We start from the raw sequence: 19,082 nt of genomic DNA, 5'->3' as shown, positions 1-19,082 counted from the left end.
ATCGGTTCTTTTCCGTATTCAACGGGCAATGTAGACGCGTGGCCCTTTATCCGGGCACGCGCCAATGGAACCGGCCGGCTGCCGAGCGATTCCGGATCGGCAGCCGCACACGTCGGAGCGACCGATGCTTGGCAAGCTCACCTGGTCGGCAATTCCATTCGATCAACCGATTCCCCTGGTCGCCGCCGGCGTGGTGCTTGCCGTGATTCTCGGCGTTCTGCTGTGGGTGCTGATCAAGGGCTACATTCCCTATCTCTGGCGGGAGTGGATCACCAGCGTCGATCACAAGCGGATCGGCATCATGTATGTGCTGCTCGCCTTCGTGATGCTGCTGCGGGGCGGAACCGACGCCATCATGATGCGCTTGCAGCAGGCGATCGCGTTTCACTCCAACGGCTATCTGCCGCCGGAACATTACGACCAGATCTTTTCCGCCCACGGCACGATCATGATCTTCTTCGTGGCGATGCCGTTCGTGATCGGGCTCATGAACCTCGTCGTCCCGCTGCAGCTCGGGGTCCGTGACGTTGCATTCCCCACCTTGAACTCGGTAGGCTTCTGGTTGACCGCGACCGGTGCGCTCCTGGTCAATCTCTCACTCGTCGTCGGCGAATTCGCACGCACCGGGTGGCTGCCGTTCCCGCCCTTGTTGGAGCTGACCTATTCGCCCGGCGTGGGCGTCGATTATTACCTGTGGGCGCTGGAGATTTCGGGCGTCGGGACGTTGGTGGCCGGCATCAATCTCGTGACCACCATTCTCAAGCTCCGCACCAGAGGCATGAGCTACCTGCGGATGCCGATGTTCTGCTGGACCACGCTCGCGTCGAATCTCCTGATCGTGGCGGCGTTTCCGATCCTGACAGCGACGCTGACCATGCTGATCCTGGACCGCTATTTCGGCTTCCATTTTTTCACCAATGAAGCCGGCGGCAACGTCATGATGTTCATGAACCTGATCTGGGCCTGGGGCCATCCCGAGGTCTATATCCTGGTGCTGCCGGCGTTCGGCATCTATTCGGAAATCGTGCCGACCTTTTCCGGCAAGTCGTTATTCGGCTATCGTTCGATGGTGTTGGCCACCATGGCGATCTGCATCGTCTCGTTCATGGTCTGGCTGCATCACTTCTTCACGATGGGGGCGGGGCCGGAGGTGAACGCCATCTTCGGCATTGCCAGCATGGTGATTGCGATCCCGACCGGCGTGAAGATCTATAATTGGCTGTTCACGATGTATGGCGGTCGTGTCCGCTATTCGACACCGATGCTGTGGTCGGTCGGCTTCATGGTGACGTTCCTGTTCGGCGGGCTCACGGGCGTGCTCTTGGCGATGCCGCCGGCGGATTTCCTGCTGCACAACAGCCTGTTCCTGGTGGCGCATTTCCACAATGTCATCATCGGTGGCGTCCTGTTCGGGGCGTTTGCCGGCATGACCTACTGGTTTCCGAAGGCCTTCGGTTTCCGCCTCCATGAGGGATGGGGCAAAGCGGCGTTCTGGTTCACCCTTGCCGGGTTCTATGCGACCTTCGTGCCGCTCTATGCGGTCGGGCTTCTCGGGATGACGCGTCGCATGCAGCACTACGATGTCGCCGAATGGCGGCCATGGATGCTGGCTGCCGGTGCTGGAATGGTGCTCCTCGTCATCGGAGTCGTCCTGCAGATCCTGCAGCTTGTCTTCAGCATCCGTGATCGCGAACTGCTACGCGATCGGACTGGCGATCCCTGGGACGGACGTTCGTTGGAATGGGCGACGTCCTCGCCGCCGCCCGCGTTCAATTTCGCCGTCCTGCCCAATGTGACCGGGCTCGACGCCTATTGGACGATCAAGGAAAAGGCCACGGCCGAGCAGCTTCGCGAGAAGGAGTCGCGGGAATACGAGGACATCGAGATGCCCCGCAATTCACCGACCGGATTCGTCTGTGCCTTCTTCGCGACCGTAATGGGGTTTGCGCTGATCTGGCACATCTGGTGGATGGTTGCGCTGGGCGCCGTCGGTGCGTTTGCGACCTTCGTCGTCTTCGCCTGGCGCGATCGCGACGAGTATGTCATCCCCGCTGCCGAGGTGGCGCGGATCGACCGTGCGATCATTGCGTCGCGCCGCGGGCTCGTCACGGCAGCAGGCGACATCTGATGCTGAAGGGCGGAATTGCGAAGTGGGCCGTGGCTTGGACCGGGCGGCCGAGGTCGGACGGCTGGTCGGATCAGGTCTGCCTTCGATGGCCAGCCGCGCGGCCCGATTATGGAATCGCCGCGCGGGATCGCTTTACATTTTGCAGACTCGAAAAGCAGCAAGGTTTTGAGGCGCTCAGCGCCTCATCGTTCCGTTCGATCACTTCCATCGGGCTGATTCAACATGGTCGCTCTGAGCAGCCCGAATAGCCGACGCGGCCATCTGCATCCGCACACGTGATGCTGTGCATCGGCACGCTCCGCCAGGGCTCGCATTGGCTGGCGACGGCTGTTGAAGGAGAGTGGTATACAGATCGTTCAGAGAGTTGAACGCCCGTATCGTCACCGTGCCATAGATTTGACGGCGGGCTCAACCATCGGGCAGCTCCCATGAGCAGGTCACTATGAGCAGGTCACCATGAGCTGGTTGGTCCAGTCGCGTCTGATCAATGATGTATTCGGCGATCCCGGCCTCTACGTCGATTTTCGCTTTGGCCGTCGCGCGATGCTGTTCGATCTCGGCGACCTCGGTCCGTTGTCGGCGCGGGAGTTGTTGCGGGTGAGCGACGTCTTCGTCAGCCACCGTCACCTGGACCATTTCTGCGGCTTCGACCGGTTGCTGCGAGTGCGTCTCAACCATGAAGGAGTTCTTCGTATCGTCGGGCCGGCAGGCCTGATCGATGGCATCGCCGCCAAGCTCGCCGCTTATGAATGGAATCTGCTCGGGGAGAATTCGCCCGATTTCTCGATCGTCGCGGCTGAGTTCGTCGAAGACCGTCTGACGCGATCGGTCACGTTCAGGGCGCGTGACGCATTCGAAGCTCGGCCGCTGGGTCTCACCCCATTGCCCGAGGGCGTCGTGTTCGACGATGGCGAGGTGCGGATTGAGTCGCGGATGCTGGAGCACAGCCTTCCTTGCCTGGGATTCGCGTTGCAGGAAGCCCTGCGTGTCAACGTCTGGACTGAGGGGGTGAATGCACTGGGGCTGCAGGTTGGGCCCTGGCTCAATCGCGCCAAGAGTGCTGCGCGGCGAGGTGAGGGCGATGAGACGCCGATCGATGTCGGCAATGGTCGCGTCGAACTGCTCGGCCGATTACGTCGGCATGTGCTCAAGAGCGGGCCGGGACAGCGCATCGCCTATGTCACCGATGCTGCCTTCACGCCGGCGAATGTCGAGAGCGTCCTTATGCTCGCGAAGGAGGCCGATCACCTCTTCATCGAGAGCGCGTTCGCGGGAGCTGACGAGGACATCGCCCGTCAGCGCCGGCACCTGACCGCAACGCAAGCCGGCGAGCTCGCGCGCAAGGCGGGCGCGAGGCGGCTCACGACCTTCCATTATTCGCCGCGCTATCTTGAGGAGCCGGAGCGCCTGCGGCAGGAGGCGGAGGCGGCATTCCACGGCGATGTCCTCGCACGGGAGCCGACCAGCCCGTAGCGCTGGGTATCGGCGAGAGGCAATACCTGCGAGAGCGCTTTGCGGTTATCATGGCCCCAAATCCTCCATCGCGAACAGCTTCTGCGCTCGCCGCAAGGGCTTCGGTCATACAGGCAGCACAGGGCTGCTATCCCGACCGACAGTCGATTTGCCGCGACCTTTCCTGCTATTGCGTTGCAGCAGGAAAAGGGATTTCCAGGATGAAAGCGGTCGAGACGAAGCAGCCCGTCGCCAGGGCAGGCGAGATTGGGCGCGGGACGCTGCTCGCCATGGCGGCGGCGACCGGCATTGCCGTCGCCAATATCTATTACAACCAGCCGATGCTGGGGCTGATCGAGCGCGAATTCCATGGCCAGGCGGCGGCCGGCTACGTTCCGACCGCCACCCAGCTCGGTTATGCCCTGGGGCTGTTCTTCCTGGTGCCGCTCGGCGATATCCACCGGCGCCGCACGCTGATCATCGCTCAGTTCGTCCTGCTTGCCGCGGCGCTCGCTGCAACGGCGCTTGCGCCCTCGGCGATCTGGCTTGCGATCACCTCGCTTTTGACGGGCGCCGGCGCCACCGTCGCGCAGCAGATCGTGCCGTTCGCGGCATCGCTGGCCTCTGCCAAACGGCGCGGCGCGACCATCGGCACGGTGATGTCCGGACTTCTGCTGGGCATCCTGTTCAGCCGTACCCTGTCGGGCTTCGTCGGCGAGCATGCCGGATGGCGCGACATGTTCTGGCTCGGCGTCCCGCTCGCACTGGTGGCCGCGCTATTGATGGCGGTCGCCTTGCCGGATCATGCGGCGGCCTCGCGAATGGGCTATCACACCGCGCTGCGTTCGCTCGCCACGCTGTGGATGCGGCAGCCCGCACTGCGCACGTCGACCCTGGTGCAAGCGGCGCTGTTCGGCTCCTTCAGCGCTTTCTGGACCATTCTGGCGCTCTATCTGCAAGGTCCCCAATTCCATCTTGGTGCTGATGTCGCCGGATTGTTCGGAGTTGTCGGCGCGGTCGGCGTTCTCGCTGCGCCGTTCACCGGCAAAGCCGCGGATCGCCGCGGCCCGCACGTCATGATCTGGCTCGGCGCCACGTTGGTGTTGTTGGCGTGGGTTATTTTCGGCCTGTGGGCTACGCTTGCAGCCTTGGCGCTGGGCGTCGTCCTGCTCGATTTCGGCATTCAGAGCGCGCTGATTTCCAACCAGCACATCATCTTTGCGCTCGATCCGGAGGCGCGCAGCCGGGTCAACACGATCTTCATGACCGGCATGTTTCTTGGCGGAGCTTTCGGTTCTGCCGTTGCAACGTTCGCCTGGACCACGCATCATTGGATCGGCGTCAGCTGTCTCGGCGGCGCGCTCGTCGTCGTGGCGCTGGCGGTGAAGGCGCTGGAGTATCGCTCGCGACGCGCCGCCAAAGCCGCCGTAGCTCTGAACCAATGAGCCGATTTTGAGAGGATGTTTTCATGGCACGCGTGCGCTGTATCACCGAAATGGGCATGGGTGTCGACGTGCACGGGCGCGATGCCACGAAGGCTGCGAAGCGCGCGGTCTCGGACGCGATCCGCCATTCGAGCGTGGGCTTTTTCCGCCTGCTCGGCAAGACGCCGCACGACATGTTCGTTGACGTCACGGTTGCGGTCCCCAATCCTGAGACTGTCGACACCGACGCGGTCGCCAAGGAGCTGCCCTATGGCACGGTCAAAGTCACCGCCGTGAAAGGCGGGCTGGAAATTCCAGCCGAGCAGGGCGTCGATGCGATCATCATTGCCAATGCCGCGGTGCTCGTCAGCCTGGATGACGAGAAGGGCGGCTAAACGGGTCCTGTTTTCGGAGCGCTGCGGAGCAGCTTGATCTGCGGCAACGCATCGGCCGGAGAGCCGATGCAGAATTCGTGTCGGCGCTTTTAGCTTCGGCACGACACCGCATGAACAGACGAACTTTGCTCATTGGCGCCGGCACTCTGCTTGCCGCCGGCACGGGCCTCTCGGCATGGCGCAGGGCGGCCGGATCGATGGCGGACTACGAGGCCTATTCTGCGCAGCTCCGCGCAGCGATGACGTCCGACATCGCCGATGTGATCCGTTACGCTGTCCTCGCGGCGAATAGCCACAATACCCAGCCCTGGCGCTTTCGTGTGACCGGCGAGGCGATCGACATCCTGCCGGATTTTGCAAGGCGCACGCCGGTCGTCGATCCGGACGATCATCATCTTTTTGTCAGCCTCGGCTGCGCTGCGACCAACCTTGCGACTGCAGCATCTGCGAGCGGTCGTCCCGGTGAGATCGCCGTGCTGCCGGACGCGTCTGGGGTGCGCTACGCCTTCGCAAGCGGACAGCCCCGGCCGGAGCCGTTGCTTGCAGCCATCGCGAAACGGCAGTCGACGCGCGCGGATTATGATGGCCGCACGGTCCCTGCCGCCGATCTCGCTAAGCTGCAAGCCGCCGGTGCCGAACCAGGCGTCAATCTTGTCGTCGTCACTGCGCGCGCGGAGATGGCGAAGATCGGAGACCTCGTGATTGCCGGTAATTCCGCGCAGATGGCCAATCCCGCCTTCATGCGCGAGCTTGAGCAGTGGGTACGCTTCAATCCTCGCAGCGCCATGGAGATGGGGGACGGACTGTTCTCGGCTGCGAGCGGAAATCCATCTTTGCCGACCGCATTGGGCCGCATCGCCTTCGACCATGTGATCAGTGCTGCTTCGGAGAACGATAGATATGCGCGCCAGATCGCATCCTCGGCCGGTCTGGCGATCTTCATCGGCGACGAAGCCACATCGGCGCATTGGATCAAAGTGGGACAGGCGTGCCAGCGCTTCGCGCTTGAGGCGACGCGGCTCGGATTGAAGCTTGCCTTCATCAACCAGCCCATTGAGGTGGCGAGCTTGCGGCCGGAGCTCGCACGGCTGATCGGGACGGCCAAGCGCCCGGACCTCGTCCTGCGCTTCGGCTACGGGCCGACGCTGCCTTATGCACCGCGCCGTCCGGCCTCCCAAGTGCTCAGTTCATGAGTCGTTCCTGTCAAGATTGACGGATTGGCAAAGCGGTGCATGGTAAAGCCATGTTCGAGAACACCCGATTGGCGCGGATGAGCGATGGGCATTATTGCCTGGTGCGCGACCTTGGCCTGGTCAAGGGCGGCAAGGGCATGCGCTATCATGAGGTGGTGATCGACTTCAGCTTTCGCGGCATGAAGGTGCTGGTGAAGCAGGGCGCCAGCGCGCTGCTGCGGTGGGCCGTCGTGAAGCTCGAGCAGCACGATGCGACGGCGAAACTGCCGGCGCTGCTGCGGACGCGGACGCGCGAGCCGCAATAAGCGGCATCAACGCCGGGGTCTTTTGCGGGACCGAGATGAACCGACGTTGGTTACGAGTCGCCGCTTCGGGTCGTAAGGGCTCTCCGGGTTCACATCGATATCGACGTCATCGACGCAGTGTTGCGCCTCGGTGTGGCTGCTGCCTGAATACCAGGGGCCGGCACGCAGTGTGACATCGCTCATCTTTGCAAGCTCCAGACACTTCCAATCGCCTCCCGGCGGCAAGTTCTTGCTGGAGGCGCCTGCGAACTGAAAAGCCAGCGTCTTCTCCCGTCCGTTCTTGTGGCCCAGGATGATTGGACACACCTCGCGGGCAAAGCCCTCGTACACGCAGAGCACCTGTTTGCGCTCCGTCATGGCCTGCGCGATCAGCTCATAGGTCGGACTGGGCATGATGTCCTCCTCCTGTGCTATTGCTGTAACTCGCTTTGCAGCTGTGCCGTTCCCAAGAGGGGGGCCTTGCCCCTTGGCTCCTGCGTCATAGATTGACGTCGAGCCATTTCGCGCGAGCCACAAGATGACCGATCTCTCCAGCTTTTCGATCACCAGGCGCTGGCCGGCGCAGCATCCGGATCGACTGCAACTCTATTCACTGCCGACCCCGAACGGGGTCAAGGTTTCGATCATGCTCGAGGAGATCGGTCTGCCATACGAGGCTCATACGGTCGATTTCGGCAAGGACGAGCAGAAGTCACCTGAATTCCTCTCGCTCAATCCGAACGGCAAGATTCCGGCGATCATCGATCCCGACGGACCGGGCGGCAAGCCGCTTGGTCTGTTCGAGTCCGGGGCGATCCTGCACTATCTCGCCGAGAAGAGCGGCAAGCTCCTCCCGTCAGATCCGGCGAAACGCTGGCACACGCTGCAATGGGTGCATTTTCAGATGGGCGGCATCGGGCCGATGTTCGGCCAGGTCGGCTTCTTCCACAAATTCGCCGGTAAGGAGATCGCCGACAAGCGGCCGCTGGAGCGTTACGTCGCTGAGAGCAAGCGCCTGCTCGGCGTGCTCGAGGGGCGGCTCGCCGGCCGGCAGTGGATCATGGACGACGAGTATACGATCGCCGATATCGCCTCGCTCGGCTGGGTCCGCAACCTCATCGGCTTCTATGGCGCGCGCGAACTCGTTGCTTTCGATGACCTGACACGTGTGCCGGCCTGGCTGGAGCGCGGGCTGGCGCGACCGGCGGTCCAGCGTGGGCTGGAGATCCCGAAACGGCCGTGACGGTCTCGGCAGCAGATTTCGATCATTGCCTCGAGATGGTGCGCGCCGCGCCCGAAGCGCGCGGCGGCGGAATCTTCGGACCTGAGAGCGTGACGTGGCAGGTCAATCGCGAGGCCGCGATCTTCTTGGGAGCGGGGCGCGCGTTGCTGCTGCAACTGGCGCATCCCTGGGTCGCGGCGGGCATCGCCGATCAGTCGCACGTATTTGCCGATCCGCTTGGGCGTTTCCACCGCACCTTCAACATCGTCTTCACCATGGTGTTCGGCACCCGCGATCAGGCGATTGCGGTGGCCCAGCGGCTGTACCGGCGGCACGCGGCGGTGGTGGGTGAGATGCCCGAGGCCGTCGGGCCGTTCGCTGCCGGCTCGCGCTATTGTGCCAACGAGGTCAATGCATTGCGCTGGGTTCATGCCACTTTGGTGGAAACGGCGCTGCTGGCGCATGATCTGATGCTGGCTCCGCTCGGCCCCGTGGAGCGGGAGCGTTATTGGACCGAGGCGAAGCTGTTTGCGACTCTGTTCGGCATTCCACAGGAGGCGCTCGCACCGACTTGGGGCGGGTTTCAGGCCTACGCGACTGAGATGCTGGAGTCCGACGTTCTCACCGTCAGCGCGGCCGCGCGCGACATCGCCCATCGCATCTTTTCCGGCGCGGCCACGCGGCTCGCTCCACCATTCTGGTATCGTGCGTTGACAGCGCAGATGCTGCCGGAGCGGCTGCGTCTTGCGTTCGACCTGCCGTTTGGCACGGCGGAGCAGCGCAGCGCCCAACGGGCAGTGCGCTGGCTGCGGCGCATCTATCCCATGCTGCCGGATGCGCTCCGGACCGTCGGCCCCTATCAGGAGGCGCAGGTGCGGATCGCCGGCCGGGCTGAGCCGACACTCACCGTGCGGTTTCTGAACCGCGCCTGGATCGGACAGCCCGGCATGGGCGGCGGCGAGCGACGCACCAGAGCCTGACATTCGATCGCCATCGCTGGGCGAAGCGCGGCCTTGAAGACGGTATGCGTTCCCGCGGAAGTTGTTAAACTTCGTGCGACGCCCACCCACTGGATCCGTGCGTCACGCACGCAACAGGGAGGACAACATGAACGCGCTGACCATCCTGATCATCCGCCATGCCGAAAAACCTGATGGTGACATCACCGGCCCCGGCCTCACCCACAAGGGTCAGGAAGATCCGAAAGCGCTGGTGATCAGCGGCTGGGAGCGGGCGGGGGCATGGACCGCGCTGTTCGGCAGCGGGCTCGGTGGAACCGATTATCCTACGCCACACGCGATCTATGCCGCCGATCCCGACAGCGGCACCAGAGACTCCGAGCCGAGCCGCCGGCCGTATGAAACGGTGCAGTCGCTCGCTGCGCGGGTCGGGCTATCGAAGCCGGATATCTCGTTTGGCAAGGGCCACGAGGCTGCGCTCGTAGCGGCGCTCCTCAACCTCTCCGGCGTCGTGCTGGTGTCCTGGGAGCACAAGGCCATCGTTTCCGATATTCTTCCGCGGCTGCCGGTCAGCAATAAGCAGGACCTTCCGGCGCACTGGTCGAGCAAGCGCTTCGACGTCGTTTTGCGCTTCGACCGCGAACCGGGCGAGACCGAGTTCAAGTTCAAGGAGCTGTTTCCTTGCCTGATGCCCGGGGATTCGAACTCCCCGCTGAGCAGTGATCCCGGCGAGTGAATGCGTTCGTGATAATCTGAAACTCGATCTTCTAAGCACGGATTGGCGTTGCAGGACGAGCCGCGGCTGGTGGTCAGGCCACCTCGACCGATTTGCCGTGACGGCTATCCTCGACCCAGGCATGGGCGGCAAACCATTCATGGTGGATGCGGCAGTGCGGGCAATATGAACGCGAGAAGAACACCGGCATACGCTGAAAGCGCGCGGCATCCATCTCCATTCCCGTCTCGATGGTCTGCCCGGTCTGCGGACAACGTACCATGATCTTGCCCATCGCGGCCTCCTGCTGCGGGCCTGATACGCGGGCGATGCGAAGAAATTGTAATGCTCTGCGGACAGTTTCGTGGCAAAGCACGACGACAAGTTACCCATGGAACTCTTGCTGTTGCAGCTGTCAAAAGCCGGTCAGTTCAAGCCCTGGCACGATGGCAAAATGTCGCGAACGGTGCGAGAGCTGCGGCTGTACACAGGCTTTTGAGGACGCCTTGCATGAGCATCACGATTTACGGAATCAAGAACTGCGACACCATGACGAAGGCGCGTGCCTGGCTCGACGACCACAGCGTCGCGTATGACTTTCACGACTACAAGACGGCAGGAATCGAGAAGAGCAGGCTCAAGCAATGGAGCGACGAACTCGGTTGGGAGACGCTGCTCAATCGTGCCGGCACGACCTTCAAGAAGTTGCCCGACGCCGACAAGGAAGGTCTCACCGAAAGCAAGGCAATCGCGCTGATGCTGGCGCAGCCCTCGATGATCAAGCGTCCGGTGCTCGATCTCGGCGGCAAGCTCCTGGTCGGATTCAAGCCGGACATCTATGCCAAAGAGGTAAAGGCTGCGAAGTAGGGGCCGGCGTATCTGAAGTTCAGATCAGCTGGCCTCGACGATGTCGACGTCATCGTCGGCACCGAGCGCGGACTGCATGACGGTTTCGACGTTGATCACGGTGTTGACCGCCCGCACGGGGGCGCAGCGCGCGTCGGGTCCCATCAGATTAGCCAGCCGGAACGCGCCTTCGATGCTGATGGACTTGTAGGAGCCGACGATCTGTTCGACTCCGTCGTCGTTGCCAAATGGAAGCAGCAGCCGTTCGAAGCTGACCTCCTTGCCATCGGCATCGCAAACCGTCGCGATCGAATAGGTCGGCCGTCTGTGGCGGACGCAGGCGAGATAGTACGGCGCGACCCGGGCGTAACGTTCCGGTCCGATTGCATCGTCCAGATAGCGATTGATCCGCTCCTCTGGCCGAAGGTGGTCGCCGCCGTAGGTAGTGGTCAGGTGTGCGCCTTCCTGGGTGATGAAAAAGCGAACGCTTGCCCCCTCGGTTTCGACAGCGAAGCGCATCATGTCGGGCAACTCGTCGGCGATGTCCTCGGGGTGAAAGCCGGCGAGCCCGGGCAAGGGCCGTTCGTTCTGCCTCGCGCGCAACCAAGCGTTCAGCAAAACGCGCTGCCTGATGGATTTGACAACCGAAGGGCCGGCACTCTCAAATTCCATAGCTCGCAGCCCGAATCAAATGGCCTTTGCCCGGCCGCTTCAATGCGGGTCCGAGTTCGCAATTGCAGGAGCACATACAGCCTTCAATACCGGATTCGCAATGTCGGCTCGGTAAAATGATTGGTTGGATCGGCTCCCACATGGTCGCGGGGATTTCAATCGAGCCGATCATCCGTCCTGGTGTTGCCACGCGTGCGGTGCACGGGTTCACGATCGATCGCGGGCGCGGAGCCTCATGTAGTCGCGCGCACATGCAGCGGACCTGCGTAGACAGCCTGAGCAAGCAACTTGAGATCGCACTGCTCAATTTGTCGGACGACGCGAAGCCATGATGCATTCGAAATGTCTAAGCTGCGCTCCGGCTGTGAATCGCATCGGATCAGGCGGCAGACGAGCGCAAGAGATTCTCTGAGAGCGCGAATTGGCTGGCTTATTCAACGACAGGTCAATGTCCGCCGCGGGGATGTGAATGCACAGCTTTCCGCCTTGCCTAACTGCCTCGTTTGACGGCATATTCCGCGCCAGGAGGCGGCCGGCCTAGGATAGTCAAAGGAAATGTCCAGGCTTCCAAAGGGTCAGCCGAGAACGAATAATGATCCGGGCGTCCGCTTTGATGGCGCCGGGCAGGGGGAAATTTGTTTGGCTGATGAGTTCATTCTCGAAACCCACGGATTGACCAAGGAGTTCGCGGGGTTCTTCGCCGTACGCGATGTCTCGCTCAAGGTTCGCCGCGGGAGCATCCATGCGCTGATCGGCCCGAACGGGGCCGGCAAGACCACCTGTTTCAACCTGCTGACCAAGTTCCTGCGGCCTTCGGCCGGCAAGATCGTCTATAACGGGCAGGACATTACCGCGATGGCGCCGGCCGATGTCGCGCGCCTCGGGCTGGTCCGCTCGTTTCAGATCTCGGCGGTATTTCCGCATCTGACGGCGTTGGAGAACGTCCGCGTCGCATTGCAGCGCCAGCACGGCAGCTCCTTCGATTTCTGGCGTTCCAAGTCGGTGCTGAACCGTTTCAATGGCCGGGCGCACGAGCTTCTGAACGACGTGGGCCTGAGCGAATTCGCCAACACGCCGGCGGTCGAGATGCCGTATGGACGCAAGCGTGCACTTGAGATCGCGACGACGCTGGCGCTCGATCCGGAAATGATGCTGCTCGACGAGCCGATGGCCGGCATGGGGCACGAGGACATCGACAAGATCGCGGCGCTCATCAAGCGGATCTCCGCCAAGTACACCATCCTGATGGTCGAACATAATCTGAGCGTCGTCGCCAATCTCTCCGACATCATCACCGTGCTCACGCGCGGCCAGGTGCTGACCGAAGGTCCTTATTCCGAACTCTCCAAGGACGAACGGGTCAAGGAAGCCTATCTGGGAGCCGGTCATGCCTGAGGTGATGGTCGCGACCCGAGGCGCAGAGACCGCTGCGACCGACACCATTCTCGAGGTCAAAAATCTCGAGGCCTGGTACGGCGAATCCCACATTCTGCACGGCATGAACTTCAACGTGAATGCCGGCGAGGTGGTTACGCTGCTCGGCCGCAACGGCGCCGGCAAGACCACGACGTTGAAGTCGATCATGGGGATCATCGGCAAGCGCACAGGCTCGGTGCGCTTCAACGAGCGCGAATTGATCCGCATGACCTCCGACAAGATCGCGCGGCTCGGCATCGCGCTGTGTCCGGAGGAGCGCGGCATCTTCGCGAGCCTGGACGTGCGTGAGAACCTGCTGCTGCCGCCGGTAGTCCGCGCCGGCGGACTTTCGCTCGAGCAGATCTTCGAGCTGTTTCCGAACCTGAAGGAGCGCTTGAAGAGCCAGGGGACCAAGCTCTCCGGCGGCGAGCAGCAGATGCTGGCGATCGCGCGCATCCTGCGCACCGGTGCGAGCCTGTTGATGCTGGACGAGCCGACCGAGGGCCTCGCTCCGGTGATCATTCAGCAGATCGGCCACACCATCGCGCGGCTGAAGAAGGAGGGCTTTACGATCCTCCTGGTCGAACAGAACTTCCGTTTCGCCTCCACCGTGGCCGACCGCTATTTCGTCGTCGAACACGGCAAGGTGATCGACGGCTTTTCCAATGCCGAACTGCCGGCCAATATGGACAAGCTGCACAGCTATCTCGGCGTCTGACGGCCGCCGAGGCCTTGCGCCGACGGATGCCGGGACGGAAAGCATCAGGATAGGCGTCGCCAAACGACGCCAACGCAATCGACGACGAGCGAAACGACGAAGAGACACCAAGGATGCAAGCCCTCTACGCACAGCTTCTGGTCGGACTGATCAACGGCTCGTTCTACGCGCTGCTCAGTCTCGGGCTTGCCGTCATCTTCGGCATGCTCAACATCATCAACTTCGCCCATGGCGCGCTCTACATGATGGGCGCGTTCTGCGCCTATTTTCTCCTGAACGTCACTGGACTCGGCTATTGGTGGGCGCTGATCCTGGCGCCGATCGCGGTCGGGATCTTCGGTATGATCCTGGAGCGCACGCTCCTGCAGTGGCTGGCCGGCCTCGACCATCTCTACGGCCTGTTACTCACCTTCGGCATCGCGCTGATCGTGCAGGGCGTCTTCCAGAACTATTTCGGCTCCTCTGGTCTGCCCTATTCGATCCCAGAGCAGCTCCGCGGCGGCATGAATCTCGGCTTCATGTTCTTGCCCGTCTATCGCGGCTGGGTCGTGGTGTTTTCGCTCGTCGTCTGCGTCGCCACCTGGTTCCTGATCGAGCGCACCCGGCTCGGTGCTTACCTGCGCGCCGCGACCGAAAATCCCACCTTGGTGCGTGCCTTTGGCATCAACGTGCCACGCATGATCACGCTGACCTACGGGCTTGGTGTCGGTCTTGCCGCGCTCGCCGGCGTATTGTCGGCGCCGATCAACCAGGTCCGCCCGCTGATGGGGGCCGACCTCATCATCGTCGTCTTCGCGGTCGTCGTGATCGGCGGCATGGGCTCGATCATGGGCTCGATCATCACCGGCTTTGCGCTCGGCGTGATCGAGGGATTGACCAAGTATTTCTATCCCGAGGCTTCCAACACCGTGGTCTTCGTACTCATGGTCCTGGTGTTGCTGGTGAAGCCGACGGGTCTGACCGGACGGGCCGCCTGACATGACTTCGATCACCGACGCTACATTGCCGATCACCCCGCGCGCGATGCGCGACGAAATGATCGCCTTCGTCATCATGGCAGCGCTGCTTGCGCTGGTGCCGTGGACCGGGATCTATCCCTTCTTCGTGATGCAGGCGCTGTGCTTTGCGCTGCTCGCCTGCGCCTTCAACCTCTTGATCGGCTATGGCGGCCTGCTGTCATTTGGCCACGCGATGTTCCTGGGCACGGCCGGCTATTGCAGCGCGCACGCCTTGAAAGTGTGGGGCTTGCCGCCGGAGCTCGGCATCCTGGTCGGCGTCGCGGGAGCCTTCGCGCTTTCGGTCGTCACCGGCTATATCTCGATTCGGCGCCAGGGCATCTATTTCTCGATGATCACGCTGGCGCTGTCGCAGTTGCTCTATTTCATCTATCTGCAGACGCCGTTCACCCATGGCGAAGACGGCATCCAGGGCATCCCGCAGGGGCACCTGTTCGGCATCTTCGATCTGTCGAAGTCGACGGTCCTGTACTATGTCGTGCTGGTGGGCTTTCTCGCCGGCTTTCTGCTGATCTTCCGGACCATCAACTCGCCCTTCGGCGAGGTGCTGAAGTCGATCCGGGAAAACGAGCAGCGGGCCATCTCCCTCGGTTACAAGACCGACCAGTACAAGCTGCTGGCCTTCATCCTGTCGGGGACGATCGCAGGCTTTGCCGGCGCGCTGAAAGTGTTCGTGGCGCAGAACGCCTCGCTGACCGACGTGCACTGGTCGATGTCGGGCGAGATCGTGCTGATGACCCTGGTCGGTGGTCTGGGGACGGTGTTCGGACCGGTCGTCGGCGCCTTCGTGATCATCGCCATGCAGCAATATCTGGCCGGGTTCGGCCAGTGGGTGACAGTGATCCAGGGCGTGATCTTCGTCGCCTGTGTGCTGACCTTCCGCCGCGGCGTGGTCGGCGAGATCGCCCATTTGTTTCGGCGCTCGCTCTAGCCGTTGATATTGCAGCAATTTTTTGCCCAAGAAAGCGGTGGACGACGAGGCTTCCGCTTCTATCGGAACGCGATCCGCGTTATGACAGATTTGTGACGGGCCGCCCTCGGCCCGTTTCCGATCGATGGATCTCGTCTCATGCTGCACTTGTTTCGCGCCGTCCTCCCCAAGGAGGAGCGCTTTTTCGACCTGTTCGCTCGCCACAACAAGGTGGTGATCGAGGGGGCACTGGCGCTGCAGGACATGCTGAAGGGTGGCGATGACATCCTTATGCACTGCCAACGGGTCAACCAGTTCGAGAACGAGGCCGACAACGTCACCCGCGAGGTGCTGACGGCTGTTCGCCGGACCTTCATCACGCCGTTCGATCGCGGAGATATCAAGAGTCTGATCACCTCGATGGACGACGCGATCGATCAGATGCAGCAGACCGCCAAGGCGGTCATGATGTTCGAGGTCAAGGAGTTCGAGCCGACCATGCGCGAGATGGGCGGGCTCCTGGTCGAATGCGCCAATCTGACCGGCCGGGCTTTGCCGCTGCTGCGGGCGATCGGCCAGAATGTGCCGATGATCACCGCCATCACCGAAGAGATGACCAAGCTCGAGGGCCGCGTCGACGATCTCCACGACATCGGGCTGAAGGAGCTGTTCCTCAAGCACCGCCACGCCAACACCATGGACTTCATCATCGGCGCCGAGATCTACGACCACCTGGAGAAGGTCGCCGACCGTTTCGACGACGTCGCCAATGAGATCAATTCGATCATGATCGAACAGGTGTAGGGCGCCGTCGTGGATGCTCCTCTCGGTCTTCCGCTCCTGGTCGGGTTGATCGCGGTCGCGCTCGCCTTCGATTTCCTGAACGGGCTGCATGACGCCGCCAACTCCATCGCGACGATCGTGTCGACGCGGGTGCTGCGGCCGCAATATGCGGTGTTCTGGGCGGCCTTTTTCAACTTCATTGCCTTCGGGGTGTTCGGTCTGCATGTCGCCCAGACCATCGGCACCGGCATCATCGAACCTTCGGTCGTCGACGCGCAGGTGATCTTCGCCGCGCTGCTCGGCGCCATCGCCTGGAACCTGATCACCTGGGCGGCCGGCATTCCATCGTCCAGCTCCCACGCCTTGATCGGGGGCCTGGTCGGGGCAGGGGTGGCCAAGGCGGGTCTGTCGGCGACCGTGTGGAGCGGGCTGTCGAAGACGGTGCTTGCGATCGTGCTGTCACCGCTGCTCGGGCTGGTCCTGGCCATGATCCTGGTCGCGATCGTCTCCTGGGCCTCGGTGCGCTCCACGCCCTTTGCGGTGGACCGGGCCTTTCGCATCCTGCAGTTCGCCTCGGCCTCGCTCTATTCGCTCGGCCATGGCGGCAACGACGCCCAGAAGACGATGGGCATCATCGCGGTGCTGCTCTATTCGCAGGGGTATCTCGGGGGCGACTTCGGCATTCCATTCTGGGTCGTGCTGTCGTGCCAGGCGGCGATGGCGCTGGGCACCCTGATGGGCGGATGGCGGATCGTGCGCACCATGGGCCTGCGCATCACCAAGCTGACCCCGATGCAGGGTTTCTGCGCCGAGACTGGGGGCGCGATCACGCTGTTCATGGCGACTGCGCTGGGCGTGCCGGTCTCGACCACCCACACGATCACGGGCGCCATCGTCGGTGTCGGAGCGGCCCGCCGGGCCTCGGCGGTCCGCTGGAACGTGGCCGGATCGATCGTCTATGCCTGGATCTTCACGATTCCGGCCTCGGCCCTGGTCGCCGCGCTGGCCTATTGGCTGGTCTCGGTGCTGCGGCACTGACCCGAAGGGACCGTTCCGGCAGTATTTCGCCGGTTGGAGTTGCGCTGCAAAACCCCTATATGAGGGGCGCGCAGCGGCCGTGATCCCGCGCGCTTCCCGTCACACATCACGTCCGACGCCCTCAAGACGCTCGCCGCCTCATGTCCGATTCCGCGCTTATGACCGAAACGCCAATCCGCTCGCCGCTCTCCGACGAGGTGGCACGACGGCGCACCTTTGCCATCATCTCGCATCCGGACGCCGGCAAGACCACGCTGACGGAAAAGCTGCTGCTGTTCGGCGGTGCCATCAATCTGGCCGGACAGGTCAAAGCCAAGGGCGAGCGCCGCAACACCCGCTCGGACTGGATGAAGATCGAGCGCGAGCGCGGCATCTCGGTCGTCACCTCGGTCATGACTTTCGAGTTCGAGGGGCTCGTGTTCAACCTGCTGGACACGCCGGGCCACGAGGACTTCAGCGAGGATACTTACCGCACGCTGACCGCGGTCGATTCCGCGGTCATGGTGATCGACGCCGCCAAGGGCATCGAGGCGCGCACGCGAAAACTGTTCGAGGTTTGCCGCCTGCGCGACATCCCGATCATCACCTTCATCAACAAGATGGATCGCGAGAGCCGCGATACTTTCGAGCTGATGGACGAGATCGAGAAGACGCTGGCGCTCGACACCACCCCGATGACGTGGCCCGTGGGCCGCGGCCGCGACTTCATCGGCACCTACGACATCCGTGACGGCGGCGTGCGCCTGCTCGAAGGCGGCGGCGCCAAGACCGGTGCTGCGCAGCAGATCGAGATCGGCGAACTTTCCAAGATCAATGCCAATCTCGATATCGGCCAGATCAAGGACGAGCTCGAACTGGTCAGGGAAGCCTGCAAGCCGTTCGAGCTGGAGGCGTTCCGAGAGGGCCATCTAACCCCGGTCTATTTCGGCAGCGCGCTGCGCAATTTCGGCGTCGGCGATCTGCTCGAAGGCCTCGGGCGCTATGCGCCGTCGCCGCGCGCCCAGGATTCCGACCTGCGCAAGGTCGACGCGGCCGAGCCGCGCATGAGCGCCTTCGTGTTCAAGATCCAGGCGAACATGGATCCCAACCATCGAGACCGCATCGCCTTCGCGCGGCTGTGCTCGGGCAAGCTCAGCCGCGGCATGAAGGCGAAGCTGGTGCGCACCGGCAAGACCATGCCGCTGTCGAGCCCGCAATTCTTCTTCGCGCAGGACCGTTCGGTGGCGGATGAGGCCTTTGCCGGCGATGTCGTCGGCATTCCCAATCACGGCTCGCTTCGCATCGGCGACACCCTGACCGAGGGCGAGGACCTGACCTTCGTCGGCGTGCCGAGCTTTGCGCCGGAAATCGTCCGCCGCGTGCGACTGACGGACGCGATGAAAGCGAAGAAACTGAAGGAAGCGCTGCAGCAGATGTCGGAGGAGGGCGTCGTGCAGGTGTTCCGGCCGCGCGATGGTGCACCGGCGCTGGTCGGCGTCGTCGGCCCGCTGCAGCTCGACGTCTTGAAGGCGCGGCTCGATGCCGAATATTCACTCCCGGTCGAATTCGAAGTCTCGGAATTCTCGCTGGCGCGCTGGATCTCGTGTGACGACAAGAAGAAGCTGGAGGCGTTCATCGCTGCCAACAATTCCGGCGTCGCCGACGACGTCGATGGCGATCCGGTGTTCCTGGCCAAGAACGAGTTCTATCTCGGCTACACCAAGGAGCGCGCCGAGGGCATCACCTTCTCCAACGTCAAGGACGTGAAGAAGCGGGCGTGATTTGATCATCTAAGGTCGGTCGTCCTCGCGAGGACAAAGGCTGTCCACCTCGTCATTCCGGGGCGTGCGCAGCACGAGCCCGGCGACTGTCTTAGCTGTCAAGCGATTGCTGGGTATATCGGGTGTTGTTTTTGACCATGGTGTTTGCGGT

The 19,082-nt window shown here is 62.7% G+C and carries 20 protein-coding genes; 17 read left to right on the top strand and 3 right to left on the bottom strand.

Annotated elements, in window-relative coordinates:
- The first annotated feature begins 124 nt into the window (after positions 1-124).
- From QX071_RS33905 to QX071_RS33880, 6 genes are all read left to right on the top strand, one after another.
- Positions 125-2,128 (top strand): cbb3-type cytochrome c oxidase subunit I, encoded by a 2,004-nt coding sequence (locus QX071_RS33905; protein ID WP_315707324.1) that lies wholly within the window; start codon positions 125-127, stop codon positions 2,126-2,128.
- A 456-nt stretch (positions 2,129-2,584) separates the two neighbouring features.
- Entirely contained in the window at positions 2,585-3,601 is a 1,017-nt protein-coding gene (locus QX071_RS33900; protein WP_315707323.1) for a ribonuclease Z, read from the top strand.
- A gap of 200 nt (positions 3,602-3,801) precedes the next feature.
- Positions 3,802-5,025 carry an MFS transporter gene (locus tag QX071_RS33895; protein WP_315707322.1) on the top strand — a complete coding sequence of 408 codons (1,224 nt, stop codon included), beginning with the start codon at positions 3,802-3,804 and terminating at the stop codon, positions 5,023-5,025.
- 23 nt (positions 5,026-5,048) lie between these two features.
- Complete coding sequence (locus QX071_RS33890; RefSeq protein WP_315707321.1) at positions 5,049-5,399, top strand: Lin0512 family protein; 351 nt, start codon at positions 5,049-5,051, stop codon at positions 5,397-5,399.
- Between the two features lie 110 nt (positions 5,400-5,509).
- Positions 5,510-6,592, top strand: coding sequence for an Acg family FMN-binding oxidoreductase (locus tag QX071_RS33885; RefSeq protein ID WP_315707320.1), 1,083 nt, complete (start codon positions 5,510-5,512; stop codon positions 6,590-6,592).
- Positions 6,593-6,669: 77 nt separating this feature from the next.
- The gene (locus QX071_RS33880; RefSeq protein ID WP_315707329.1) at positions 6,670-6,897 is read left to right on the top strand and encodes a hypothetical protein; all 228 of its coding nucleotides are present in this window, start codon (positions 6,670-6,672) and stop codon (positions 6,895-6,897) included.
- Between the two features lie 6 nt (positions 6,898-6,903).
- Here the strand turns inward: QX071_RS33880 and QX071_RS33875 are convergent, their stop codons facing one another.
- Positions 6,904-7,290: a hypothetical protein gene (locus QX071_RS33875; protein ID WP_315707319.1), complete on the bottom strand. Its 387-nt coding sequence runs from the start codon at positions 7,288-7,290 to the stop codon at positions 6,904-6,906.
- Positions 7,291-7,414: 124 nt separating this feature from the next.
- Between QX071_RS33875 and QX071_RS33870 the strand changes: the two genes are divergently transcribed.
- From QX071_RS33870 to QX071_RS33860, 3 genes are all read left to right on the top strand, one after another.
- A complete protein-coding gene (locus tag QX071_RS33870) occupies positions 7,415-8,119 on the top strand; it encodes a glutathione S-transferase family protein (RefSeq protein ID WP_315707318.1) in 705 nt (234 codons plus the stop codon).
- Positions 8,116-9,078, top strand: coding sequence for an oxygenase MpaB family protein (locus tag QX071_RS33865; protein ID WP_315707317.1), 963 nt, complete (start codon positions 8,116-8,118; stop codon positions 9,076-9,078). Before QX071_RS33870 ends, QX071_RS33865 begins: the two co-directional genes overlap by 4 nt.
- 127 nt (positions 9,079-9,205) lie before the next feature.
- Positions 9,206-9,793: a histidine phosphatase family protein gene (locus tag QX071_RS33860; protein WP_315707316.1), complete on the top strand. Its 588-nt coding sequence runs from the start codon at positions 9,206-9,208 to the stop codon at positions 9,791-9,793.
- Between the two features lie 73 nt (positions 9,794-9,866).
- On the opposite strand, the gene QX071_RS33855 is transcribed toward QX071_RS33860, so the two are convergent.
- The gene (locus tag QX071_RS33855) at positions 9,867-10,067 is read right to left on the bottom strand and encodes a hypothetical protein (RefSeq protein ID WP_315707315.1); all 201 of its coding nucleotides are present in this window, start codon (positions 10,065-10,067) and stop codon (positions 9,867-9,869) included.
- A gap of 215 nt (positions 10,068-10,282) precedes the next feature.
- Between QX071_RS33855 and QX071_RS33850 the strand changes: the two genes are divergently transcribed.
- A complete protein-coding gene (locus tag QX071_RS33850; RefSeq protein WP_315707314.1) occupies positions 10,283-10,639 on the top strand; it encodes an ArsC family reductase in 357 nt (118 codons plus the stop codon).
- 24 nt (positions 10,640-10,663) lie between these two features.
- Here the strand turns inward: QX071_RS33850 and QX071_RS33845 are convergent, their stop codons facing one another.
- Positions 10,664-11,194: a hypothetical protein gene (locus tag QX071_RS33845; protein WP_315707313.1), complete on the bottom strand. Its 531-nt coding sequence runs from the start codon at positions 11,192-11,194 to the stop codon at positions 10,664-10,666.
- Positions 11,195-11,929: 735 nt separating this feature from the next.
- Between QX071_RS33845 and QX071_RS33840 the strand changes: the two genes are divergently transcribed.
- The 7 genes from QX071_RS33840 to QX071_RS33810 all read left to right on the top strand — a co-directional run bounded on the left by QX071_RS33840 (position 11,930) and on the right by QX071_RS33810 (position 18,931).
- On the top strand, positions 11,930-12,685 hold the full coding sequence (locus QX071_RS33840; RefSeq protein WP_315707312.1) for an ABC transporter ATP-binding protein: 756 nt from the start codon (positions 11,930-11,932) through the stop codon (positions 12,683-12,685).
- Positions 12,678-13,424 carry an ABC transporter ATP-binding protein gene (locus QX071_RS33835; RefSeq protein ID WP_315707311.1) on the top strand — a complete coding sequence of 249 codons (747 nt, stop codon included), beginning with the start codon at positions 12,678-12,680 and terminating at the stop codon, positions 13,422-13,424. The genes QX071_RS33840 and QX071_RS33835 overlap by 8 nt, the downstream gene beginning before the upstream one ends.
- 113 nt (positions 13,425-13,537) lie before the next feature.
- A complete protein-coding gene (locus QX071_RS33830) occupies positions 13,538-14,401 on the top strand; it encodes a branched-chain amino acid ABC transporter permease (RefSeq protein ID WP_315707310.1) in 864 nt (287 codons plus the stop codon).
- A 1-nt stretch (position 14,402) separates the two neighbouring features.
- Positions 14,403-15,371, top strand: coding sequence for a branched-chain amino acid ABC transporter permease (locus QX071_RS33825; RefSeq protein WP_315707309.1), 969 nt, complete (start codon positions 14,403-14,405; stop codon positions 15,369-15,371).
- Positions 15,372-15,509: 138 nt separating this feature from the next.
- Complete coding sequence (locus QX071_RS33820) at positions 15,510-16,154, top strand: DUF47 domain-containing protein (RefSeq protein WP_315707308.1); 645 nt, start codon at positions 15,510-15,512, stop codon at positions 16,152-16,154.
- A gap of 9 nt (positions 16,155-16,163) precedes the next feature.
- Positions 16,164-17,171: an anion permease gene (locus tag QX071_RS33815; RefSeq protein WP_315707307.1), complete on the top strand. Its 1,008-nt coding sequence runs from the start codon at positions 16,164-16,166 to the stop codon at positions 17,169-17,171.
- A gap of 140 nt (positions 17,172-17,311) precedes the next feature.
- Positions 17,312-18,931 (top strand): peptide chain release factor 3, encoded by a 1,620-nt coding sequence (locus QX071_RS33810; RefSeq protein ID WP_315707306.1) that lies wholly within the window; start codon positions 17,312-17,314, stop codon positions 18,929-18,931.
- Positions 18,932-19,082: the final 151 nt, after the last annotated feature.

Origin of the sequence: Bradyrhizobium sp. SZCCHNS1022 (genome assembly GCF_032484835.1) — a bacterium.
Taxonomy (GTDB): domain Bacteria; phylum Pseudomonadota; class Alphaproteobacteria; order Rhizobiales; family Xanthobacteraceae; genus Bradyrhizobium.
Note: the sequence above shows the minus strand (reverse complement) of the source record. Positions and strands in the feature narration are given on the sequence as shown.